Below are 20,400 nucleotides of genomic sequence, written 5' to 3' on the forward strand. Positions count from 1 at the left end.
GGACATGAGCGCCAACCCCGCCCCGACCAACTCGATCGAGGAACGCGTGCTCGCGCTCGCCGGCCTCGCGCAGGCCCTGCGCCAGGTGCGCCAGATCGCCGAAACCGGCCAGGCCGACACCTCGGTCCTGCAGACGGCGACCGACAGCGTGTTCCGCCTCGACGCCGACACACCTGTCGAGGTTTACGGCGACGAACGCGCGCTCGCGCCGGGCATGCAGTTGTTGCTCGACTATTTCACCAGCAACGCCGACGCGCGCGACGACCTGCTGCCGCGCCTGGCCTTCGCCGTGCTGCAACTGGAGCGCCGCTTCGTGCGCGAAGGCGCCACCGCGGAGAAGGTGCAGGAAGGCATCCTCGCGCTGTCGCCCACCGCGCAGCGGCTGGGCAGCACGCATCCCGACGTGCTCGGCTCGCTCGGCACGTTGTATGCCGACACGGTCAGCCACCTGCGCCCGCGCGTGATGGTGCAAGGCAATCCGCATTACCTGGGCCAGGCGGCCATCGTTTCGGAGATCCGCGCGGTGCTGCTCGCGGCGCTGCGCTCGGCGGTGTTGTGGCGCCAACTCGGCGGCAGCTTCTGGGATTTCCTGCTCCGCAGGCGCGCGATGGTCGGCGCGATCCAGTCGCACCTGCGTCTGTGAACACGGCAAAGGTGGGCGGGGACACCCCCGATCCGGCATAATTACGGGGCTCAGCCCTGCGAATTCACTACCGGAGCCCCAACCGATGGCCGACTCCTTCGCCACCCGCGCCCAACTCGACGTCAACGGCAAGTCCCTCGCCTTCTACAGCCTGCCGCGCCTCGGGCAGCGCTTCGACCTGTCCAAGCTGCCGTACTCGATGAAGATCCTCCTCGAGAACCTGCTGCGACACGAAGACGGCGTCACGGTCACGCCCGAGCACATCGAAGCGGTCGCCACGTGGGACGCGAAGGACGAGCCGGACACCGAGATCGCCTTCATGCCGGCGCGCGTGGTGCTGCAGGACTTCACCGGCGTTCCGTGCGTGGTGGACCTCGCCGCGATGCGCGACGCGGTCGTGCGCCTGGGCGGCGATGCCACGCGCATCAACCCGCTGATCCCGTCGGAACTGGTGATCGACCACTCCGTGCAGGTCGACGTGTTCGGTCGCGCCGATGCGCTCGAACTCAACGGCGAAATCGAGTTCTCGCGCAACATGGAGCGTTACAGCTTCCTGCGCTGGGGCCAGAAAGCGCTGAACAATTTCAAGGTCGTGCCGCCGAACACCGGCATCGTGCACCAGGTCAACCTCGAGAACCTGGCGCGCGTCGTCGTCGAGCGTGAAGTGCAGACGCCCGACGGCCGCACGGAACTGCAGGCGTTCCCGGACACCGTGTTCGGCACCGACTCGCACACCACGATGATCAACGGCATCGGCGTGCTCGGCTGGGGCGTGGGCGGCATCGAAGCCGAAGCCGCCATGCTCGGCCAGCCTTCGTCGATGCTCATCCCGCAGGTCGTGGGCTTCAAGCTCACCGGCAAGCTGCCGGAAGGCACGACCGCCACCGACCTCGTGCTCACCGTGACGCAGATGCTCCGCGCGCTCGGCGTGGTCGGCAAGTTCGTCGAGTTCTACGGCGACGGCCTGCAGCACCTGCCGCTCGCCGACCGCGCGACGATCGCCAACATGGCGCCCGAATACGGCGCGACGTGCGGCATCTTCCCGATCGACGCCGAAGCGGTGAACTACCTGCGCCTGTCGGGCCGCAGCGAAGAGCAGATCGCGCTGGTGGAGGCTTACGCGAAGGCGCAGGGCCTGTGGCACGACGCGAACTCCCCGCACGCCACGTACTCGGCGACGCTCGAACTCGACCTGGGCGACATCAAGCCCTCGCTCGCGGGCCCGAAGCGCCCGCAGGATCGCGTGCTGCTCGAAAAGCTCAAGGACAACTTCCACGCCAACCTCGGTGGCCTCACCGCCAATCGCACGGCGAAGAAGACCGAAGTCGTGCGCTTCGATGCCGAAGGCGGCGACCAGCCGCAGGCCGACCACCTGGCCGCCAAGCCGAAGTCGAAGATCCGCATCGCCGACCAGGATTGCGAACTCACCGACGGCTCGGTCGTGATCGCCGCGATCACCTCGTGCACCAACACGTCCAACCCCGCCGTGATGCTCGGCGCCGGCCTGCTCGCGCGCAACGCGGTCAAGCTCGGCCTGAAGGTCAAGCCGTGGGTGAAGACTTCGCTCGGCCCGGGTTCGCTCGTCGTCACCGATTACCTCAAGAAGGCCGGCGTGCTGACGGACCTGGAGAAGCTCGGCTTCTTCGTCGTCGGTTACGGTTGCACCACGTGCATCGGCAACTCCGGCCCGCTGCCGGACGAAGTGTCCAAGGGCATCGCGGAAAGCGAGCTGGTCGTTGCGTCCGTGCTCTCGGGCAACCGCAACTTCGAAGGCCGCGTGCATCCCGAAGTGAAGATGAACTACCTCGCCTCGCCGCCGCTGGTCGTCGCCTACGCGCTCGCCGGCACGGTCGACATCAACCTGGCGGTCGATCCGATCGGCCACGACGCCAACGGCAAGGACATCTTCCTGCGCGACATCTGGCCGACCAACAAGGAAATCGGCGACACGATCGCCGCCACGGTCGGTCCGGAACTGTTCGCGCAGAACTACGCCGACGTGTTCAAGGGCGATTCGCGCTGGAACCAGATCGCTTCGCCGGATGGCGCGTCGTACCAGTGGGATGCGGCCTCGACGTACATCAAGAACCCGCCCTACTTCGACGGCATGACGATGCAGGTCGGTTCGATCTCCGACATCCACGGCGCGCGCGTCATGGGCCTGTTCGGCGATTCGATCACCACCGACCACATCTCGCCGGCCGGCAACATCAAGAAGGATTCGCCGGCGGGCCGCTTCCTGCAATCGCGCGGCGTGCAGCCGGCGGACTTCAACAGCTACGGTTCGCGCCGCGGCAACGATGACGTCATGGTGCGCGGCACCTTCGCCAACATCCGCATCAAGAACCTGATGTTCGGCGGCGAAGAAGGCGGCAACACGCTGTACTTCGACCGCGCCGGCAATCCGGGCGAGAAGCTTGCGATCTACGACGCGGCGATGAAGTACAAGGCCGACAACGTGCCGCTGGTGGTGTTCGCGGGCAAGGAATACGGCACCGGTTCGTCGCGCGACTGGGCGGCCAAGGGCACCAACCTGCTCGGCGTGAAGGCGGTCGTGGCGGAAACCTTCGAGCGCATCCATCGCTCCAACCTGGTCGGCATGGGCGTGCTGCCCCTGCAGTTCATGGAAGGCGAGAACGCGAAGTCGCTGGGCCTGACGGGTTCGGAAATCATCGACATCGTCGGCGTGGACGATGGCAAGTCGCGCACCGCGACGGTCATCGCGCGCGGCCCGGAAGGCGAGAAGCGTTTCGACGTGCGCGTACTGTTGCTGACGCCGAAGGAAGTCGAGTACTTCCGCAACGGCGGCATCCTGCACTACGTGCTGCGCCAGCTGGCTTCGAAGAAAGCGGCGTAACGCGCAACCAAAAAGAAGAGACGGCGTTCATCCCCCTTTCCAAGGGGGATCGAACGCGCCCAGCGCGTTCGAGGGGGATACGCCTCCGTCGCACTACAACTTCGGTTCCCACTCCGCGCTGACCAGTTCCCAGTCGTCGCCGTCCTGGCGCCATTGCATCGTGACGTCGTAGATCTCGCCCGAGGTCGGCAACAGCGCCGAATCGCCGCCGGTCATCGCCGCGGTGCAACGCACCGTCGCCCCGCCCGGCTGCAGCTTGATGTCGAGCGGCCCGAGGGTCACGCCGACCTGCTTGTTCTGCAGGAACACCACCGCGGCCAGGCGCTGCGCGGCCTTGCGGTCCATCCCATCGGGGCCGATGAAGTCCTGGGCCACGCCGTCGGCCAGCGTCGACGCGTCGCGTTCTTCGATGGCCGTTTGCATCTGGGCGATGGTGCGCCGCAGCGCCTGTTCCGGGGGCGTCCGCGAACAACCCGACAGCACCAGTAAAATCGCCACCAACGTCAAGAACCGCCGCATCGCCTACTCCCAGAAAACCCCGCGGCAAGCCTAATCCAGCGCCTTGCCAGCCTGTAGTGCCTATGCTCCAATCGGGAGCGATCCGTACGGTTGCGCATCGGCGCACCGCACACACTCATTGGTTCGCGATTACTTCGGGGAGATCGCATGCAGCAGGCACGTCCGTGGTTGGCCAGTTACCCGCAAGGCGTGCCTGCGGAGATCGACGTCGAGGAATTCCCCTCGATCGTTTCGGTCCTGCAGTCCTCGCTGGAAAAGTATCGGGACCGCCCTGCCTTCTCCAACCTGGGCAAGACGCTCACCTACGCCGATATCGACCGGCTGAGCCAGCAGTTCGCGGCCTACCTGCTCGGCGAACTCAAACTGAAGAAGGGCGATCGCGTCGCGATCATGATGCCCAACTGCCTGCAGTACCCCATCGCCACCTTCGGCGTGCTGCGCGCGGGCCTCACCGTCGTCAACACCAACCCGATGTACACCCCGCGCGAGCTCAAGCACCAGCTCGTCGACTCCGGCGCGACCGTGCTGCTCGTGCTCGACAACTTCGGCTCGGTCGTGCAGGAAGTGATCGCGCAGACGCAGATCCGCCAGGTGATCACCACGGGCCTGGGCGACATGCTCGGCTTTCCGAAGGGCGCGATCGTCAACTTCGTCCTCCGCCACGTGAAAAAGATGGTGCCGGACTACGACATCGACGGCGCGATCCGCTTCCGCGATGCGCTCACGCTCGGCCAGATGCACACGCTGCAGGACATCGCGATCGATCCGCAGGATCTCGCGTTCCTGCAGTACACCGGCGGCACGACGGGCGTGGCGAAGGGCGCGATGCTCACCCACCGCAACCTCGTGGCCAACATGCAGCAGGCCGCAGCGTGGATCGGTACCAACGTCAAATACGGCGAAGAAACGATCATCACCGCGCTGCCGCTGTACCACATCTTCGCGTTGACGGCGAACGGCCTGGTCTTCATGAAGTTCGGCGGCCACAACCACCTCATCACCAATCCGCGCGACATGCCCGGCTTCGTGAAGGAGTTGAAGAAGGTCCCCTTCACCGCGATCACCGGCGTCAACACGCTGTTCAACGGCCTGCTCAACACGCCGGGTTTCGCCGACATCGATTTCTCGCGCCTGCACCTCACGCTGGGCGGCGGCATGGCCGTGCAGCGCGCCGTGGCCGAACGCTGGAAGCAGGTCACCGGCTCGACGCTGGTCGAGGCCTATGGCCTCACCGAGACCTCGCCCGCCGCGTGCATCAACCCGATGGACCTGGCCGAGTACAACGGTGCGATCGGCTTGCCGATCCCGTCCACCGATGCCTGCCTGAAGGACGAGGACGGCAATCTCGTCACCGGCCTGGGCGAAGTCGGCGAGTTGTGCATCAAGGGGCCGCAGGTCATGCGCGGTTACTGGAACCGCCCGGACGAAACCGCCAACGTCATCGATGCCGATGGCTGGCTGCACACCGGCGACATGGCGAAGATGGACGACAAGGGTTTCTTCTACATCGTCGATCGCAAGAAGGACATGATCCTGGTCTCGGGCTTCAACGTGTACCCCAACGAGGTCGAGGACGTGATCGCGATGCTCCCGGGCGTGCTCGAGGTCGGCGCGGTCGGCGTGCCCGACGACAAGTCCGGCGAGGCGGTCAAGGTGGTCATCGTCCGCAAGGACCCCAAGCTGACGGCCGAAGACGTCAAGGCGCATGCCCGGGAGAACCTGACCGGGTACAAGCAGCCCAAGTACGTCGAGTTCAGGACCGAGTTGCCGAAGACCAATGTCGGCAAGATCCTGAGACGCGAGCTCCGGGAGCAGAGCGCCAAGCCCTGACCTGCAATCGGGGGATCGGTCGCGTTCCGCTACCGTCCGTCGCCCCGTGAATGGAAACGCTTGCATTTTCACCCGGCGATGACGTTTCACCGGGTGTAGCATCCCCTGCGTGGGTCATTCGCCCGCCCGCTACCCACCCCTGTTCGCGGACGGGCTCCCAAGGGGAAACAAAACATGAGCAACATCGAGAAGCTGCAGCGCAGCCATCGCTATCCCACCCTGCGTGTCGAAGCAGAGCCGTCGGGCGCGTCCCACTGGCTCTACATGCACGCTGACGCCGGCACCGGCATCCGTCCGTGTTTCCGCACGGAACTGATGGATGAGATGTGGCGTTACCTCAGCAGCATCACGCTCAACAAGGCCCAGCGTCATCCGGGCAACCTGCGCCACGTCGTCATCGCCTCGGACGCCCCCGCGTTCAACCTCGGCGGCGACCTCGAACTGTTCGCTCGCCTCATTCGTGAAAACAACCGCGAGCAACTGCTGGCCTATGCGCGTCGCTGCATCGATGGCGTGCACAGCATCCACGGCGGTCTCGGCGGCGACGTGCGCACCATCGCGCTGGTCCAGGGCGACGCGCTCGGCGGCGGCATGGAACTCGCGCTGTCGTGCCACACCATCGTTGCCGAAGAAGGCGTGGGCATGGGCCTGCCGGAAGTGTTGTTCGGTCTGTTCCCGGGCATGGGCGCCTACTCGTTCCTCTGCAAGCGCGTGTCGCCGCAGCAGGCCGAGAAGATGATCCTCAGCGGCCAGATCTATACGAGCGACGAGCTGTACAAGCTGGGCGTCGTCGACATCCTCGTGCCGAAGGGCGAAGGCGAACTGGCCGTGCAGGACCTGATCCGCCAGCAGCAGCGTTCGCCGCACTCGCATCTCGCGCTCAACCAGGTGCGCCAGATCGCGCAGCCGGTGGGCTACGACGAGCTGATGGGCATCACCGAAGTGTGGGTGGATACGGCGCTGGCGCTGGGCGATCGTTCGCTCAAGACCATGGACCGCATCGTCCGCGCGCAGGAACGCCGCTCGGGAGCCGAAGCCGCCGCCTGATCGATTTGCCCGGATACAACGCTCGACCTGACGTCTAGCTTCGCCAGATCTAGCTGTTTTCGTTGTCGCGCGCGGCAGGATGCCCGCGCGCGTCCAGCGCAGCCCGACCTTGCGCCATGCGTTCGCGCAGCACGGAAAGCCGCGGGCGCCATTCGCGCGTGAGTTGCCACTCGGGAATGCGCATCCACTCGCTGCTGGCCGCGGCGAGCTTCACCAGGCCCAGGTTGCTCGACACGCCCTTCAGGGCATGCGCGTGGTCGCGGACACCGGGCCAGTCGCCGGCCTCGCCGGATTTCTCCAGCGCCGCAAGGCACGTCTCCGCGTCGCGCAAGCACTGCGCGATGAACTCGCGCACGAAGGTCTCGCCCATGCCGAGCGAGCCGAGTTCTTCCAGCACGCCCGGATCGAAATCGTCGTCCGACACCGGCAGCTCGATGCGCGGGTTGGTCGCCTGCACGTTCGCCTGGCCGCTGGTGGCGACTTCCGCGAGCGTGTCGAGCAGGCGCGCGGCGACGACGGGCTTGGGCAGGAACGCACGGGCACCGGCCTGCGCGCACTGCTGGATCGCTTCGGGCGTAACGTCCGCGGTGAGCACGATGACCGGCGTGCGCTTGCCGCCACCCGCCTCCATCACGCGCAACTCGCGCAACAGGTCCAGGCCGCTGACGCCGGGCATGTGCAGGTCGACGATCGCCGCGTCGAAACTGTTGGCCGACAACGCATCGAGCACTTCTTCGCCGTCGCCGACGCTGGTCACGCGATGGCCCGCCTTCTGCAGCAGGCGCTGCAACACCATGCGGTTCGCCGCGTGGTCGTCGGCGATGAGCAGATCGAGCGAACGCACCCGCGCGCGATGGCGCAGGAACGGATCGCCGAACGCGATGACGTTCGCCGCGTTGTCGCCGAAGGACGCCGACGAAACCGGGATCGCAGGTTTGCCTTCGGCCACGGGCGCGGGCACGCCGACCGGCGCGACCTGCACCTGGTCGAAGGGCAACTCGACCCAGAACCGGCTGCCCCGCTTTTCCGAACTCTCGAAGCCGATGCTGCCGCCCATCGCTTCGGTCAGGCCCTTGGCGATCGTCGTGCCCAGGCCCGTGCCGCCGTAGCGGCGCGAGAGGCTCGCATCGGCCTGCTCGAAGGCTTCGAACAGGCGCGCACGCGCCGCCGCCGGAATGCCGATGCCGGTATCGATGACGGTGAAGCGCAGGCGCACCTGCTGGCCGTCGGATTCGGGGTGCGCGAGCGCGACCTCCAGGCGGACCGAGCCTTCGTCGGTGAATTTGATCGCGTTGCCCGCCAGGTTGATCAGCACCTGGCGCACGTGGCCCGCATCGCCGATCACGCGGTCGGGCACGTCGATGGCAACGCGCGAGATGTATTCGATGCGCTTGTTGCGCGCGGTCGGTTGCAGGATCGCGCCGATGTTCTCGAGCATTTCGCCCAGCGAGAATTCGACGGTGTGCAGCTTGAGCTTGCCCGCCTCGATCGCGGAGATGTCGAGCACGTCCTCCACCAGCGACAACAGCGTGCGCGTGGAGGCCTGGATGGTGTTGAGGCATTCGCGCTGTTCGGCATCCAGGCGCGTGGTGGCGAGCAGCTCGGACATGCCCGCCAGGCCATTCAACGGCGTGCGGAACTCGTGGCTCATGTTCGCCAGGAACCGGCTCTTCGCCTCGTTGGCGCGCCGCGCTTCCTCGGTCGCCTTGGTCAACGCGCGCAACAGGCCCGACAGGTACAGCGGCACCGCGACCAGGCCGACGAGCAAGCCGATGCCCAGGCTGCTGTTGCCGTGCCAGTAATCGCTGAAGAGCAGCGTGCAGCCGAAGCTCGTCACCGCGCCGGCGACGGCCATGTACAGATAACGGTTGCCGAAGCGCAGGCCGTTGCCGACCGTCACCCACATCAGGATGACGTAGACCCACGCGAGCGGTTCGCCCATGCGGATCATCGCCAGGCCCATGAGCCCGTAGTCGGACAACATGCCGATCGTGCGACGCAGGTGCGACACGCCCGGCCGCGCGACGATCGACAGCACGATGCCCAGGCCCACCGCGAACCCGGTGCCCACCATCAGCAGGACGTCGCGATACTCCGCCCACGGTTCCGTACCCGGGCCGCGCACCAGCAGGTAGACCAGCACGACCGACAGCACCGCCAGGCGCACGAGGGCCTGGCCGTGTTCGCTGTCGGGCCGGTTGGCCAACCGCTGCCGGAGTGCGGCAAGCAACACGATCAGGCCTCCAGGGCCGGCCGCGCGCTCACGGTGGAGAAGCGCTGGCAGATGTCGTCGAGGCGTTCGCGTTGGCGAATCAGCACTTCGACGCACTTGGGATCGAACAAACGACCGCGCTGCGCGTAGAGGAACGCGAGCGCCGCTTCGATCGTCCACGCTTCCTTGTAGGGGCGCGGCGAGATCAGGGCATCGAACACGTCGGCCACCGCGACGATGCGCGCTTCCAGCGGAATCGCTTCGCCGACCAGGCCGTCGGGATAGCCGCTGCCGTCGTAACGCTCGTGGTGGCGCAGCGCGACGGTGGCGCCGGTCTGGATGAAACGGCTCTGGCTGCCGCTCAACAACTCATGCCCGATGCGCGGGTGGCGACGCATGATCTGCGTCTCCTGCTCCGTGAGCGGGCCGGGCTTGAGCAGGATGGCATCGGGAATCGCGATCTTGCCCATGTCGTGCAGGGGCGCGGCGAGTTCGATCAGGCGCGCTTCTTCTTCCGTCAGGCCGAGGCCTTCGGCGATCAGGCCGGCGACGTGCGCCATGCGTTCGAGATAGGCGCTGGTGCCGATGTCGCGGTATTCGATGGCGCGTGCCAGGCGCGACAGCGTTTCGCGCTCGCGCTCCTCGACTTCGTTCATGCTCGAAAGCAGGCGCTGCTCGAGCGAGAGCGCACGCTGCTTCACCGTCTCGGCCTGCTGGCGCAGGTGCAACAGGTTGCGGCAACGCGCGCGCAATTCGCGCGGACGCACGGGCTTGACGAGGAAATCGATCACGCCGGCTTCGAGCGCGGCCTGGCGCACGGGTTCGTCGCCGACCACGGTGACCAGCACGATCGGCACGTCGCGGTGCACGGGCGGGCGGCGGAAGCGGCGCGCGAACTCCAGGCCGTCCATGCCGGGCATGCGGTAATCGAGCAGCAGCAGGTCGGGCCGGTTGTTCTCGCACCAGGTCAGCGCCGCGGTCGGGTCGCCGAAATCGTGCACGGCCAGCTCGGGACCGATGTCCTCGAGGATGTGGCGCAACATGGTGCGCGCCGATGTCTGGTCGTCGACGATGACCACGTTCACTTCATTAACCCGCATGCGTTGGCGCCCCCCGGAATCCTTCCCCCGGCGTTGGGCGGGAGCATACCCCGCCCAGCGACGGCGAATACGGAACGGCAGTGGAATCCGCGACGGCGTCCGCAGCGCGGAAGATCAACGGCGCCCCCGCCGTTCGTCGGGTGCACCGGTTTGCAGGGTGCCGTACTGCGAGAGCACCCGTTCAAGCGTTCGCGCCATGCGGTCGGGCAAGGGCGCGAAGCGCAGGCCCACCGTATCCGAATCGGTGCGCGCCACGCGCGCCATCAACAGGAACTCGATCCCCGCCTCCCGGGGCCCGCAACGCACCTCCACCTCCACCGCCTGGCCCACGCGCAGCGCGAAGCCCGGTGGTCGCAGCATGTGAAGACCGGAGATCGACAGGTCCCGCAGGGGCGCACGGAAGTCGCCTTCCGGCCCACGAATGAGCGCCTCGCCGTCGACGTACACGCGCGAGCGTCGGATGTCGGACTGCGCCGTTGGCGCCATGCCCATTTTGCACCGCTGGTGGTTCCCCTGGTCCCCTGTTCATACGGACAAGGGGACCACAAGCGGACATCTGCACGGCAAGAATGGCTTAACCGTGCGCTTCCGGGCGCATGTAGGGGAACAGCAGCACGTCGCGGATGGAGTCCGAATCGGTCAGCAGCATCACCAGGCGATCGATGCCCACGCCCAGGCCACCGGTCGGCGGCAGGCCGACTTCGAGGGCGCGGATGTAGTCGGCGTCGTAATGCATCGCCTCGTCGTCGCCGCCCTCCTTCGCCTCGACCTGCGCGCGGAAACGCGCCGCCTGGTCTTCCGGATCATTGAGCTCGGAGAAGCCGTTGGCGAGTTCCTTGCCGCCGACGAACAGCTCGAAGCGATCCGTGATCCCCGGTTCGGTGTCCGATTCGCGGGCCAGTGGCGAGACTTCCACCGGGTAATGCGTAATGAAGGTCGGCTGGATGAGGCCGGTTTCCACGGTCTTCTCGAAGATTTCCAGCAGCAACTTGCCCCACCCGTAACCCTTCTTCACGGGAATGCGCAAACGTTCGCAATGACGCGCAAGCGCATCGCGGTCGCGGCAGTCGGCGACGGTGATCTCGGGGTTGTGCTCGCGCACGGCTTCTTCGAGCTTCCAACGGCGGAAACGCGCGCCCAGGTCGATCGCATTGCCTTCCCACGTCAGCGCGGTGGTGCCGATGGCTTCCTGCGCGGCGTGGCGGATCATGTCCTCGGTCAGGTCCATGACCTCGTCGTACGTGGCGTAGGCCTCGTACAACTCGAGCATCGTGAACTCCGGGTTGTGCCGCGTGCTGACGCCTTCGTTGCGGAAGTTGCGGTTGATCTCGTACACGCGCTCGAACCCGCCGACGACCAGGCGCTTGAGATACAGCTCCGGCGCCACGCGCAGGAACAGATCCAGGCCCAGCGCATTGTGGTGCGTGGTGAACGGCTTCGCGGTGGCGCCGCCGACGATGTAATGCATCATCGGCGTTTCCACTTCGAGGAAGCGGCGCGCGTCGAGCCAGCGACGGATCGCGCCGATGACCTGCGAACGCTTGACGAATACATCGCGCGCCTCGGGCGTCACGATCAGGTCGACGTAACGCTGGCGATAACGTTGCTCGACATCCGCCAGGCCGTGCCACTTGTCCGGCAACGGGCGCAGCGACTTGGTGAGCAGGCGCAGCACGTCGACCTTGACCGACAACTCGCCGGTCTTGGTGCGCATCAGCGTGCCTTCGGCGGCGAGGATGTCGCCGGCATCCCAGCCCTTGAACGCGTCGTAGGTGTCGCCGAGCGTGTTGGATTGCAGGAACAACTGGATGCGCCCGCTGACGTCCTGCACCTGCGCGAACGCCGCCTTGCCCATCACGCGCTTGGCGAGCATGCGGCCGGCGAGTTTCACGCGGCGCGGCAAGGCTTCGAGCGCTTCGCCCGTCCACTTCTCGGCATCGGCGAACTCCGCCTGCAGATCGCCGGCGTGGTCTTCGCGACGGAAGTCGTTCGGGAACGGGTTGCCCTGCGTGCGCAACTGCGCGAGCTTCGCGCGGCGCTCGGCGATCAGGTGGTTTTCGTCGTGCTGGGGCTGGGTGTCTTCGGTCATCGTCATCGTGTGGTTCGCATCAGGCGGCGTCGCTGCGCTTGGATCCGGCTTCGAGCCCGGATTTGAGGCTCGCCTCGATGAACTCGTCGAGGTCGCCGTCCAGCACGTTCTGCGTGTCGCTGCGTTCGATACCCGTACGCAGGTCCTTGATGCGGCTCTGGTCGAGCACGTAGTTGCGGATCTGGCTGCCCCAGCCGATGTCGGACTTGGTGGCTTCCAGCGCATCCTTTTCGGCGTTGCGCTTCTGGATCTCGAGTTCGTACAACTTGGCCGCCAGCATCTTCATCGCGCGGTCGCGGTTGGCGTGCTGGCTGCGTTCGGTCTGGCACGCGACCACGATGCCGCTGGGGATGTGCGTGATGCGCACTGCCGATTCGGTCTTGTTGACGTGCTGGCCGCCGGCGCCCGACGAGCGATACACGTCGGTCTTCAGGTCGGCCGGATTGATTTCGATGTCGATCGAGTCATCCACTTCCGGCGAAACGAACACCGAGGTGAACGAGGTATGGCGGCGGTTGTCGGAATCGAACGGCGACTTGCGCACGAGGCGGTGCACGCCGATTTCCGTCTTCAGCCAACCGTAGGCGTAATCGCCTTCCACGCGGAACGTGGCGGACTTGATGCCCGCGACTTCGCCGCCGGAGACTTCGAGCAGTTCGGTCTTCCAACCACGCGACTCGGCCCAGCGCAGGTACATGCGCAACAGGATTTCCGCCCAGTCCTGCGCCTCGGTGCCGCCAGCGCCGGCCTGGATGTCGACGAAGGCCGAGTGCGAATCCATCTTGCCGGAGAACATGCGCTGGAATTCCAGCTGCTCCACGCCGCGCGCATAGCGATCGACGTCGGCGACCACCGCCTGCAGCGTGTCCTCGTCGTCTTCCATCTCGACCAGTTCGAGCAGTTCGTTCGCGCCGACCAGGCCCTGGGTCAGGTCGCGAATGCCGTTGACGGTCTTGTCGAGGAAGCTGCGCTCGCGGCCTAAAGCCTGCGCGCGCTCGGAGTCGTTCCAGACGTCCGGGGCTTCGAGTTCGCGGTTGACTTCTTCCAGACGCTCCTTGCGGGCGTCGTAGTCAAAGAAACCCCCTCAGCGCATCCAGCCGGCCCGTGAGGTCGGCGATGCGCTGGCGGATGGGATTGAGTTCGATCATGTGGCGGCTAACGTGTTGCGTTCGGCCGCAAATGATAGCAGCGGACCCGCTAAAGCCGCGGGTCCGCCCCAAAGTTTGCTTCGCAAACTTCGGGCCCCATGCCTGTGCCTCCACATACCCCGCGCTGTCGCGCGCCCCCTTTGACTCAAAGGGGGCTACCCCTCCAGACCCTCCTACTTCACTTCGAACTCGCCGACGAGCACGGTTTCGCGCGCGTCGGTCAGGCGCAGGGTCACGGCCTGGTCCTTGCGGGCCGCGGTGCCCCAGCCGGTGGTGAGCGTGAGCGTCAGGGTCGTGGCGCCGGTGACGATCTGCTGACGGTCGCCGTAGAAGTTCGCCTCCACGCGGTACTTGCCGGGCTTGGCATCGCGCAGCAGGAATTCCTCGGGGCCGTAGCCGCCCGTGAAATCGTCGGACAGTTGCCCACCCTGGTACGTCAGGCGATTGCCGTAGTAGCAGCGCTCGCCGTTGGGATCGGTGACCCACAGGTCCATGTCGCTGTTGTCGCTGTCCCAGGACAGCACCGCGCGCAGGTCCACCGGCAGGTTGCGCAGCAGGCGGCGGTCGACGAACGCGGTGTCGAGCGGCTGCGGGCTGGTCGCGACGATCGCGTTGAGTTCGTTGAGCGCGACGAGTTCGACTTCATCGAAGCGTCCATCCCACGGGCGCGCGACGACTTCGTACAGATGTTCGATGGCTTCCTGTCGATGGCCCGTGGCGGCAAGCGCGAGGCCGAGGTCGCGATGGCTCTGCGGCTCTTCGTCGGCCATCGCGAGCACCTTGCGGAAGACTTCGACCGCGCGCGCGTCGTCGTTGGCCTGCATCAGGCGATAGCCGAGCACGCGGAGGACATGGCGGCTTTCGAGCTGCATCTCGGCCAGGTTGGACAGCACGCGGAGCGCTTCGCTGCGACGGCCCTTGGCGAGCAGGATGCCGGCGACGTCGAGGTAGAAGGCGGTGCTGTCGGCGTGTGCGTCGCGTTCGCCGAGATAGAGCGCGTAGACGTCGGCGGGTTTCGCATCGCGCAGGCGACGGGCGTAGGGCGCGTCGGATTGCCAGGGCTGCAGGGTGATCGTGGCGGTGGGTCCGGGCGCATCCCGCCCGCCTGCGCTGACGAAATTCGCCGACATCAGTTCGGCGGATGCAGGCGCCGCCATCGCAGGCGCCGGTGCGCGCAATTCCTGGGGCGATGCTGCGTCGAAAACGACGGACGGCTCTTCGCGCGCCATGCTCGCAGCGGCGTCTGCTGCATCTGCCGCTGCATCTGCCGCCATGGCGGCCGCCTCGGCCGCCTCCGCGGCGCTCGCGTAGGCACGGCGTGCGACGTCGTTCTCCTTCGCGATCTTCTGCGTCCGCGGCGAATCCTTCGGGAACTTGCGCTCCCACCAGGCGATGCGTTGCGCGAACTTGTCCGCGACGCTGTCGATGCGCTCATTGCGGTTCTGCTTGCGTTCCTTGTCGCGCACGGCCTGCAATTGCGCAACTTCCTCGCGCAACGCCGCCGGCGCGGGAATGTCGTAGCGCACGTAGTCGTCCGCATTCTCGAGCACGATCAGCGACGTGCCCGGCGTGACGATGCCGAACTGCTGCCCGATGCGCGCGATCTGCGCGGCGTTGCGTTCGGGATCGACGGACAACGCGCGGACTTTCCAGCCTGCCCACAGCGACGCGACCTGCGGATGCGACGGGCCATTGATCGGCATGTCCACGCGCACGATGCGCTGCCCTGCCCCGTCGTCGAGCGTGACGTCGACATAGGCGCCGCGTTGCGTCGCACGCCCGGCGACGCGCAGCACGCCGTCGTCGATGAAACGCCCGGGCACTTCGAGATCCGTCACGCCGTGCGGTGCCAGGCCAACGATGCGCAGGCTTTGCCCAGTCAACTGGCGAAGCGCCACATCGCCACGATCATGCCAACGATCGAGCACCAGGCGCCCGTTGCGTTGCTGGGCGAGCGTCGCCAACCGCGCGGTGTCGGAACCGCCTTCCCTCGGCGCGATGGCGTACAGGCGCTGCGTTGCGGACAGCCGTGGCACGTCGCGTTCGCCGTAGTTGCGGTGGCCGTCGCTGAAGAGCAGGTATTCGGCGATGTCGGCACGCGGCGTCCAATCGGCGAGATCGGTGGCACCGTCGTACACGACGGTTTCCAGCTTGCTGTGGAGCGCGGACCAATCGCCGTTGCGAATCTCGTAGGTGCCGGCGTCTTCGCCCACATCGCGCAGCAACCGCAGCGTCACCGTGCCGTTGCCCATCGCGCGGAGATAGTCCCCGAGCATCTGCAGGTGCGCGCGTTGATGCGTGCGCGTGGACGCCGATGCATCCCACAGGATCCCGACGCGATCGGGAATGACGCGCGGCTTCGAGGCGGCCTCGACAGGCACCTCGCCGAGGACATACACCTCGCCGTTGTCCCGACGCGCTGCGTACGACGCCTTCTTAGCAGCGCCTCGGGCGAGCGTGTCGTCGATCGTCAGCCGCACGCGCCGCACGCCATTGGCCGGAATCGGATACACGCGCACCCGAAAATTGTTTCCCGCGGTCTGTTCGAGCAGGCCCGGATCGACGCCGCGACGCTCGATGCTCTCGAACACCTGCCGCCCCTTGTCCTTGGGAACGGGCACCGCTTCGCGCATGTCGCCGGCGATGTCGAGCGCGAAGCCGGTGATCTGCTGCCCGGCGGCGAGCGGGAATTCCATCGTGCCTTCGAGCACGCGGTTGTTCGGATTGGACAGTTCGAACGTCAGCGTCTTGCGCGAGAGTCGCCCGACGACATCGGTCGTCGTATCCACCTGCCGCACCCGGATGGGCTGCAGGCCCTTCGCGTCGCCGCCGATCCGCACCGTGGGCGCGGTGACGTTCTGCGCCTTCGAGAGGGGAGACGCGAAACCGATGACGAAGGTGATCGCGCACGCGATCCCCGCGACGATGGAACGTTGCATGGAAGCTCCCCTGTCCTGGCCGTGATGTTCCCCTCGAACGCACGGCCCGTGCGAACGGGGTTGGCCCCGGCTAGCCCCGGCGCAACAGCACGTGCCCGAGCCGGCGGAACGGGCCCGTCCATCGCCACGTGCGGGAGCCCAGGATGCGCGCGAGTTCGGCGGCCTGGTGTTGGAGCGGAGGCTGCTGCACGACGAGTTCGTGGTGCGCGGACTTCAGTTCCGCGAGTGCGCGGTCGAGTTCCGCGACGCGGGCCTGGCTCGATTGCAACGTGGCTTCGAGTTCGGCGCTGCGCGCGAGTGCGGCTTGCGACGCGGCTTCCGCGGTGGTGGCCCGTTCGGTCGCGGCCTGCGCGGATGCGGCGGCGTCCTGCGCACTGGCCTGCGCTGTCGCCGCGCGTGCGTCCGCTTCGTTCGCCCGGGTTTCCGCGGCCTGCGCGCGCGCGTCCGCTTCGTTCGCTTTCGTCTCCGCGGCCGTCGCGCGTGACGCGGCGGCCTGCGCCGCGGCCTCCGCATTCGCTGCCTTCGCATTCGCCGCCTGCGCCGCCGCATCCCACGCGGCCGCGCGCGACGCGGATGCCTGCGCCGACGCGGCGCGCGCCGAAAGCCTGGCCTGCAGGCTTTCGCGGTCGGGATCATCGATGCGCATGTCGGCCAGCGCCACGCGCGCATCCGCCAACGCCTGCGGGCGCGCGTACACGAGCAGCACCTGGTCGCCCGCCCAGCGCGAATCGGGCCAGTCCGCGACATCCGCCGCACTCGCATGCGCCAGCACCCAGCCGTCGCGCGCCGCCGGAATGGCTTCCGGCGTGAACTGCACGAAGTGTTCGGCTTCCAGCTTGTCGCCTTCGCGCCAGGGCAGCAGCAGCACGAGGAAGCGGTCGGCGCTCGCGGCCATCGTGTCGAAGGTGGCCCAGGGACGTTCGAAATGTTCGAGCGTGTTGGACGAGAACACGATGTCGAAGCGCGTGTTCAACGCCTTCTCGCTGCCGGGTGCGGCCAGCATGTCCGCGACCTCGAACGCGACGTCGGGATGCCGCTCGCGCGCCAGCGCGATGCCTTCGGCGGCGAAGTCGACGCCCGTGGTCGGAATGCCGAGCCCCTTCGCGAGGACCTCGGTCCCCGCGCCTTCCGCGCATCCGATGTCGCACAGCGTCATCGGCGCGCCGTCGGTGCCGCCCCCGCGCGCGCAGGCCTTCAACCAGTCGGGCATCAGGGCGAGCGCCACGCCGGCGAAGAAACGCGATTGCGGCCCACCGCCGTTGACGTCCCAGTCCGTGCGGAAGCGTGCGTCCCAATAGTCTCGACTGTTGACGTCCGACAAGCGCGACCTCGGTTCAAGCGGGGGTGGCTGATCGTATTCGATCAAGGGCGAAGCGACATCCCCCGCCCGCGCGAGCCGTGAACTCAGGCCGGCTCGGCGCAGTACTCCACGACCAGCTGGATCGCATCGCCACCCCGGTAGTCGTCCACGGCCAGGCGATACGCCAGGTGCACGCGCGCGGGCGGCGGCGTGCCGGTCCATCCGTTGAAGTGGATGGCGTCGATCGGCGCCGCGCGCCCGGGCAGCCGCAGCGAGAGCTTCAGATGCCGCAGGCCGACGACCTTGTGCCCCACCACGTCGAACACGCCGTCGAACAAGGGTTCGGGAAACGCCTGGCCCCACGGTCCACCGTCGCGCAGGTACTCGGCGCTTGCGCGGTCGAATTCGTGCGTTTCGAGAGAACCGTCACTGACCACTTCGGCCTGCAGCAACGCAGGGTCGAGCACGCTTTCCACGTGCATGCGCAGCGCATTCGCAAACGCGTCGAGCGCGCCGTGCGACAGGCTCAGGCCCGCGGCCATCGCGTGACCGCCGAAGCGCGGGATCAGGCCCGGCATCGCGGCGTCCACCGCGGCGAGCGCGTCGCGGATGTGCAGGCCGGCGATCGAACGCGCCGATCCGCGCAAGGCATCGCTGCCCGGCTCGGCGGGCGCGAAGGCGACCACGGGGCGGTTCACGCGGTCCTTCATGCGCGAAGCAACGAGTCCCACCACACCCGGATGCCATGCCGGGTCGAACAGGCACAACACCGGTGGCATGTCGCCGTCGAGCGCGACGCGCGCGAGTGCGGCTTCGGCCTCGTCGGTCATCTGCTGCTGCACGCCCTTGCGTTCGGCGTTGATTTCGCCGAGTACGTTGGCGAGTTCGCGCGCCTGCGCGGGGTCGTCGGTGATCAGGCATTCGATGCCGAGCGCCATGTCTTCGAGGCGACCGGCGGCATTGATGCGCGGCGCGAGTGCGTAGCCGATGTCGGCGGCGGTCAGCGTGCGGACATCGCGTCCGCTGCTTTCGATCAGGGCTTTCAGACCAGCGCAGCCCTGCCCCGCACGCAAACGACGCAAGCCCGCGCCTGCGAGCGCGCGGTTGTTCGCATCGAGCGGCACGAGATCGGCGATCGTGCCGACCGCGACGAGGTCGAGCAGCGTGGTGAGGTCGGCGTCGCTCGGCAAGCCTTCGGCGCGCAATCGCGCACGCAGTGCGAGCAGGACGTAGAACATCACGCCCACGCCCGCGAGCGCCTTGCTCGGGAAGCCATCGCCGCGGACGTTCGGATCGATGATCGCGTGCGCATCGGGCAGCGATTGACCCGGCAGATGATGATCGGTGACGAGTACTTGCCAACCACGCGCCCGCGCCGCGGCGACACCGGCGTGACACGCGATACCGTGGTCCACGGTGACGAGCAAGTCGGGCGCGAGCGCCGCGAGATCGTCGACCAGGCCGGGCGACAGTCCGTAGCCATGCACCGCGCGATTGGGCACTGCGTGCGACACGCGTTGCGCGCCGAGCATGCGCAGGCCGCGCACGCCGACCGCGCATGCGGTCGCGCCGTCGCAATCGAAATCGCCAACGACGACGATGTGTTTGTCCTGCACGATCGCATCGCGCAGCAACACCGTCGCCGCGTCCATGCCGCCGAGCGTGTCGGGCGCGTGCAGGCGCGCAAGCTTCGGGCGCGCAGCGTCGAAATCGGCCGCACCGCGCGTGGCATACAGGCGGCGCAGGAGCATCGGAACGTGATCGGGCCAATCGCTCCCCGTCGCGACCGCGGGGCGGCGAACGATGCGGCGCATCATGGTCATGCGTCGAAGGCCTTGAGCGGCTTGCGCCAGAAACGCCAGCGCTGGTTGCGCCGCAGCGTGAAGCGCACGCCGTCTTCGCAGTCCAGGTCGAGCGACGTCAGCCCGCCCATGCGCAGGCGTTGCAGTGCAGGCGTCAACCACTGCGCATCGAATTCGGCCAGATCGCGCATCGCGCGCAAGTCGATCAAGCCGGCGAGCCCCAACTTCCTGGGCAGGTCGATGCCATCGACCTTCGCCGACTTCGCCAGCGCGCGCAGTGTCACTTCGTTGGATTGCACGAGCTCGTGCGCGGTCGTCACGTGATCCGGCGACACACCGCCACCCCAGAACCACACCGAATTCACCGGCGGCTTGCCCGCGGCCTGGCGCTCGGCATTCAACGGGTGTTGATGCAAGGCGACCTGCGCTTCGCTCAGCAACGCGCGCCAACGCCGGCCTTCCTGGCCTTCGGGCAGATGGTCGAACAGATCCGCGCCGAGCGCTTCCTCGGGCGAGGCCATCGTGGGCAGCCTGGCTTCGCGCATCAGGCGCAGGTACCAGCGCGCAGGCCGCGGCGCATCGATCGGCATGCCGGAATCACCGAACAACGGACGCAACACCGACAGGAACGCATCGGCATCGGCCTGCGTCAGTTGCAGCGCATCGCCCGAGGCGAGCAGGCGCGCACCATTGAGATCGGGACGCACGAACGCGGGATCGGCGCGCAACCACGCACCAAGGTTCACATCGTTGGCATCGAACGCACGCGTGATCGCCGCGACGGGCCAGCCGCGCGGCAACAAATCGAAGTGTCGAAGCAGTTGCGCGCGCTCGCCAGGCTCGACGTCGGTGCGATCCGCGCGGCCCAAGACTTTCGCGAGCACCGGCGGCATCGCCTGCCCGCCGAACCGCAC

General features: G+C 67.2%; 13 protein-coding genes and 1 pseudogene. 4 read left to right on the top strand and 10 right to left on the bottom strand.

Going from position 1 to position 20,400, the window contains the following annotated elements; all coding sequences use genetic code 11:
• Nucleotides 1-4 precede the first annotated feature (4 nt).
• Together hflD and acnA are read left to right on the top strand one after the other, a co-directional pair.
• Complete coding sequence (hflD, locus tag GN331_RS11795) at nucleotides 5-643, top strand: high frequency lysogenization protein HflD (RefSeq protein ID WP_156642336.1); 639 nt, start codon at nucleotides 5-7, stop codon at nucleotides 641-643.
• A gap of 85 nt (nucleotides 644-728) precedes the next feature.
• Nucleotides 729-3,500, top strand: a complete 2,772-nt coding sequence (acnA, locus tag GN331_RS11800; protein WP_156642338.1) for an aconitate hydratase AcnA — start codon at nucleotides 729-731, stop codon at nucleotides 3,498-3,500.
• A gap of 93 nt (nucleotides 3,501-3,593) precedes the next feature.
• On the opposite strand, the gene GN331_RS11805 is transcribed toward acnA, so the two are convergent.
• Nucleotides 3,594-4,019 carry a nuclear transport factor 2 family protein gene (locus GN331_RS11805; RefSeq protein ID WP_156642340.1) on the bottom strand — a complete coding sequence of 142 codons (426 nt, stop codon included), beginning with the start codon at nucleotides 4,017-4,019 and terminating at the stop codon, nucleotides 3,594-3,596.
• A gap of 147 nt (nucleotides 4,020-4,166) precedes the next feature.
• On the opposite strand from GN331_RS11805, the gene GN331_RS11810 reads away from it, so the two are divergent.
• Nucleotides 4,167-5,849, top strand: a complete 1,683-nt coding sequence (locus GN331_RS11810; protein ID WP_156642342.1) for a long-chain fatty acid--CoA ligase — start codon at nucleotides 4,167-4,169, stop codon at nucleotides 5,847-5,849.
• A 174-nt stretch (nucleotides 5,850-6,023) separates the two neighbouring features.
• Nucleotides 6,024-6,896 carry a crotonase/enoyl-CoA hydratase family protein gene (locus tag GN331_RS11815; protein ID WP_156642344.1) on the top strand — a complete coding sequence of 291 codons (873 nt, stop codon included), beginning with the start codon at nucleotides 6,024-6,026 and terminating at the stop codon, nucleotides 6,894-6,896.
• A gap of 49 nt (nucleotides 6,897-6,945) precedes the next feature.
• Here the strand turns inward: GN331_RS11815 and GN331_RS11820 are convergent, their stop codons facing one another.
• The 9 genes and pseudogenes from GN331_RS11820 to GN331_RS11860 form a co-directional block, all read right to left on the bottom strand.
• The gene (locus GN331_RS11820; RefSeq protein ID WP_156642536.1) at nucleotides 6,946-9,135 is read right to left on the bottom strand and encodes an ATP-binding protein; all 2,190 of its coding nucleotides are present in this window, start codon (nucleotides 9,133-9,135) and stop codon (nucleotides 6,946-6,948) included.
• Nucleotides 9,132-10,193, bottom strand: a pseudogene (locus GN331_RS11825) (HD domain-containing phosphohydrolase); the annotation flags it as partial. The gene GN331_RS11820 and the pseudogene GN331_RS11825, both read right to left, overlap by 4 nt.
• Nucleotides 10,194-10,322: 129 nt before the next feature.
• Nucleotides 10,323-10,694 (bottom strand): PilZ domain-containing protein, encoded by a 372-nt coding sequence (locus GN331_RS11830; RefSeq protein ID WP_197427110.1) that lies wholly within the window; start codon nucleotides 10,692-10,694, stop codon nucleotides 10,323-10,325.
• Between the two features lie 88 nt (nucleotides 10,695-10,782).
• On the bottom strand, nucleotides 10,783-12,297 hold the full coding sequence (gene lysS, locus GN331_RS11835; RefSeq protein WP_156642350.1) for a lysine--tRNA ligase: 1,515 nt from the start codon (nucleotides 12,295-12,297) through the stop codon (nucleotides 10,783-10,785).
• A 19-nt stretch (nucleotides 12,298-12,316) separates the two neighbouring features.
• Nucleotides 12,317-13,445, bottom strand: a protein-coding gene (prfB, locus tag GN331_RS11840) for a peptide chain release factor 2 (protein ID WP_156642352.1) whose coding sequence is annotated in 2 segments (ribosomal slippage) — nucleotides 12,317-13,369 and nucleotides 13,371-13,445 — 1,128 coding nt in all. Because the reading frame shifts where the segments join, the coding sequence is not laid out codon by codon here.
• A 173-nt stretch (nucleotides 13,446-13,618) separates the two neighbouring features.
• Nucleotides 13,619-16,384 carry a VIT domain-containing protein gene (locus tag GN331_RS11845; protein WP_156642354.1) on the bottom strand — a complete coding sequence of 922 codons (2,766 nt, stop codon included), beginning with the start codon at nucleotides 16,382-16,384 and terminating at the stop codon, nucleotides 13,619-13,621.
• A 70-nt stretch (nucleotides 16,385-16,454) separates the two neighbouring features.
• Complete coding sequence (locus tag GN331_RS11850; RefSeq protein WP_156642356.1) at nucleotides 16,455-17,705, bottom strand: class I SAM-dependent methyltransferase; 1,251 nt, start codon at nucleotides 17,703-17,705, stop codon at nucleotides 16,455-16,457.
• An 83-nt stretch (nucleotides 17,706-17,788) separates the two neighbouring features.
• Complete coding sequence (gene recJ / locus GN331_RS11855; RefSeq protein ID WP_156642358.1) at nucleotides 17,789-19,507, bottom strand: single-stranded-DNA-specific exonuclease RecJ; 1,719 nt, start codon at nucleotides 19,505-19,507, stop codon at nucleotides 17,789-17,791.
• Nucleotides 19,504-20,379, bottom strand: a complete 876-nt coding sequence (locus tag GN331_RS11860; protein ID WP_156642538.1) for a phosphoglycerate mutase — start codon at nucleotides 20,377-20,379, stop codon at nucleotides 19,504-19,506. Before GN331_RS11860 ends, recJ begins: the two co-directional genes overlap by 4 nt.
• Nucleotides 20,380-20,400 lie beyond the last annotated feature (21 nt).

The sequence above is a fragment of the Noviluteimonas gilva genome (assembly GCF_009740395.1).
Classification (GTDB): Bacteria; Pseudomonadota; Gammaproteobacteria; order Xanthomonadales; family Xanthomonadaceae; genus Noviluteimonas; species Noviluteimonas gilva.

What these genes read in the sequence shown, in the direction of transcription:
- GN331_RS11805 (WP_156642340.1), bottom strand. Translation starts at nt 4,019, where the DNA reads ATGCGGCGGTTCTTGACGTTGGTGGCGATTTTACTGGTGCTGTCGGGT.
- hflD (WP_156642336.1), top strand. Translation starts at nt 5, where the DNA reads ATGAGCGCCAACCCCGCCCCGACCAACTCGATCGAGGAACGCGTGCTC.
- GN331_RS11860 (WP_156642538.1), bottom strand. Translation starts at nt 20,379, where the DNA reads ATGCCGCCGGTGCTCGCGAAAGTCTTGGGCCGCGCGGATCGCACCGAC.
- GN331_RS11845 (WP_156642354.1), bottom strand. Translation starts at nt 16,384, where the DNA reads ATGCAACGTTCCATCGTCGCGGGGATCGCGTGCGCGATCACCTTCGTC.
- acnA (WP_156642338.1), top strand. Translation starts at nt 729, where the DNA reads ATGGCCGACTCCTTCGCCACCCGCGCCCAACTCGACGTCAACGGCAAG.
- recJ (WP_156642358.1), bottom strand. Translation starts at nt 19,507, where the DNA reads ATGACCATGATGCGCCGCATCGTTCGCCGCCCCGCGGTCGCGACGGGG.
- GN331_RS11810 (WP_156642342.1), top strand. Translation starts at nt 4,167, where the DNA reads ATGCAGCAGGCACGTCCGTGGTTGGCCAGTTACCCGCAAGGCGTGCCT.
- lysS (WP_156642350.1), bottom strand. Translation starts at nt 12,297, where the DNA reads ATGACCGAAGACACCCAGCCCCAGCACGACGAAAACCACCTGATCGCC.
- GN331_RS11815 (WP_156642344.1), top strand. Translation starts at nt 6,024, where the DNA reads ATGAGCAACATCGAGAAGCTGCAGCGCAGCCATCGCTATCCCACCCTG.
- GN331_RS11830 (WP_197427110.1), bottom strand. Translation starts at nt 10,694, where the DNA reads ATGGCGCCAACGGCGCAGTCCGACATCCGACGCTCGCGCGTGTACGTC.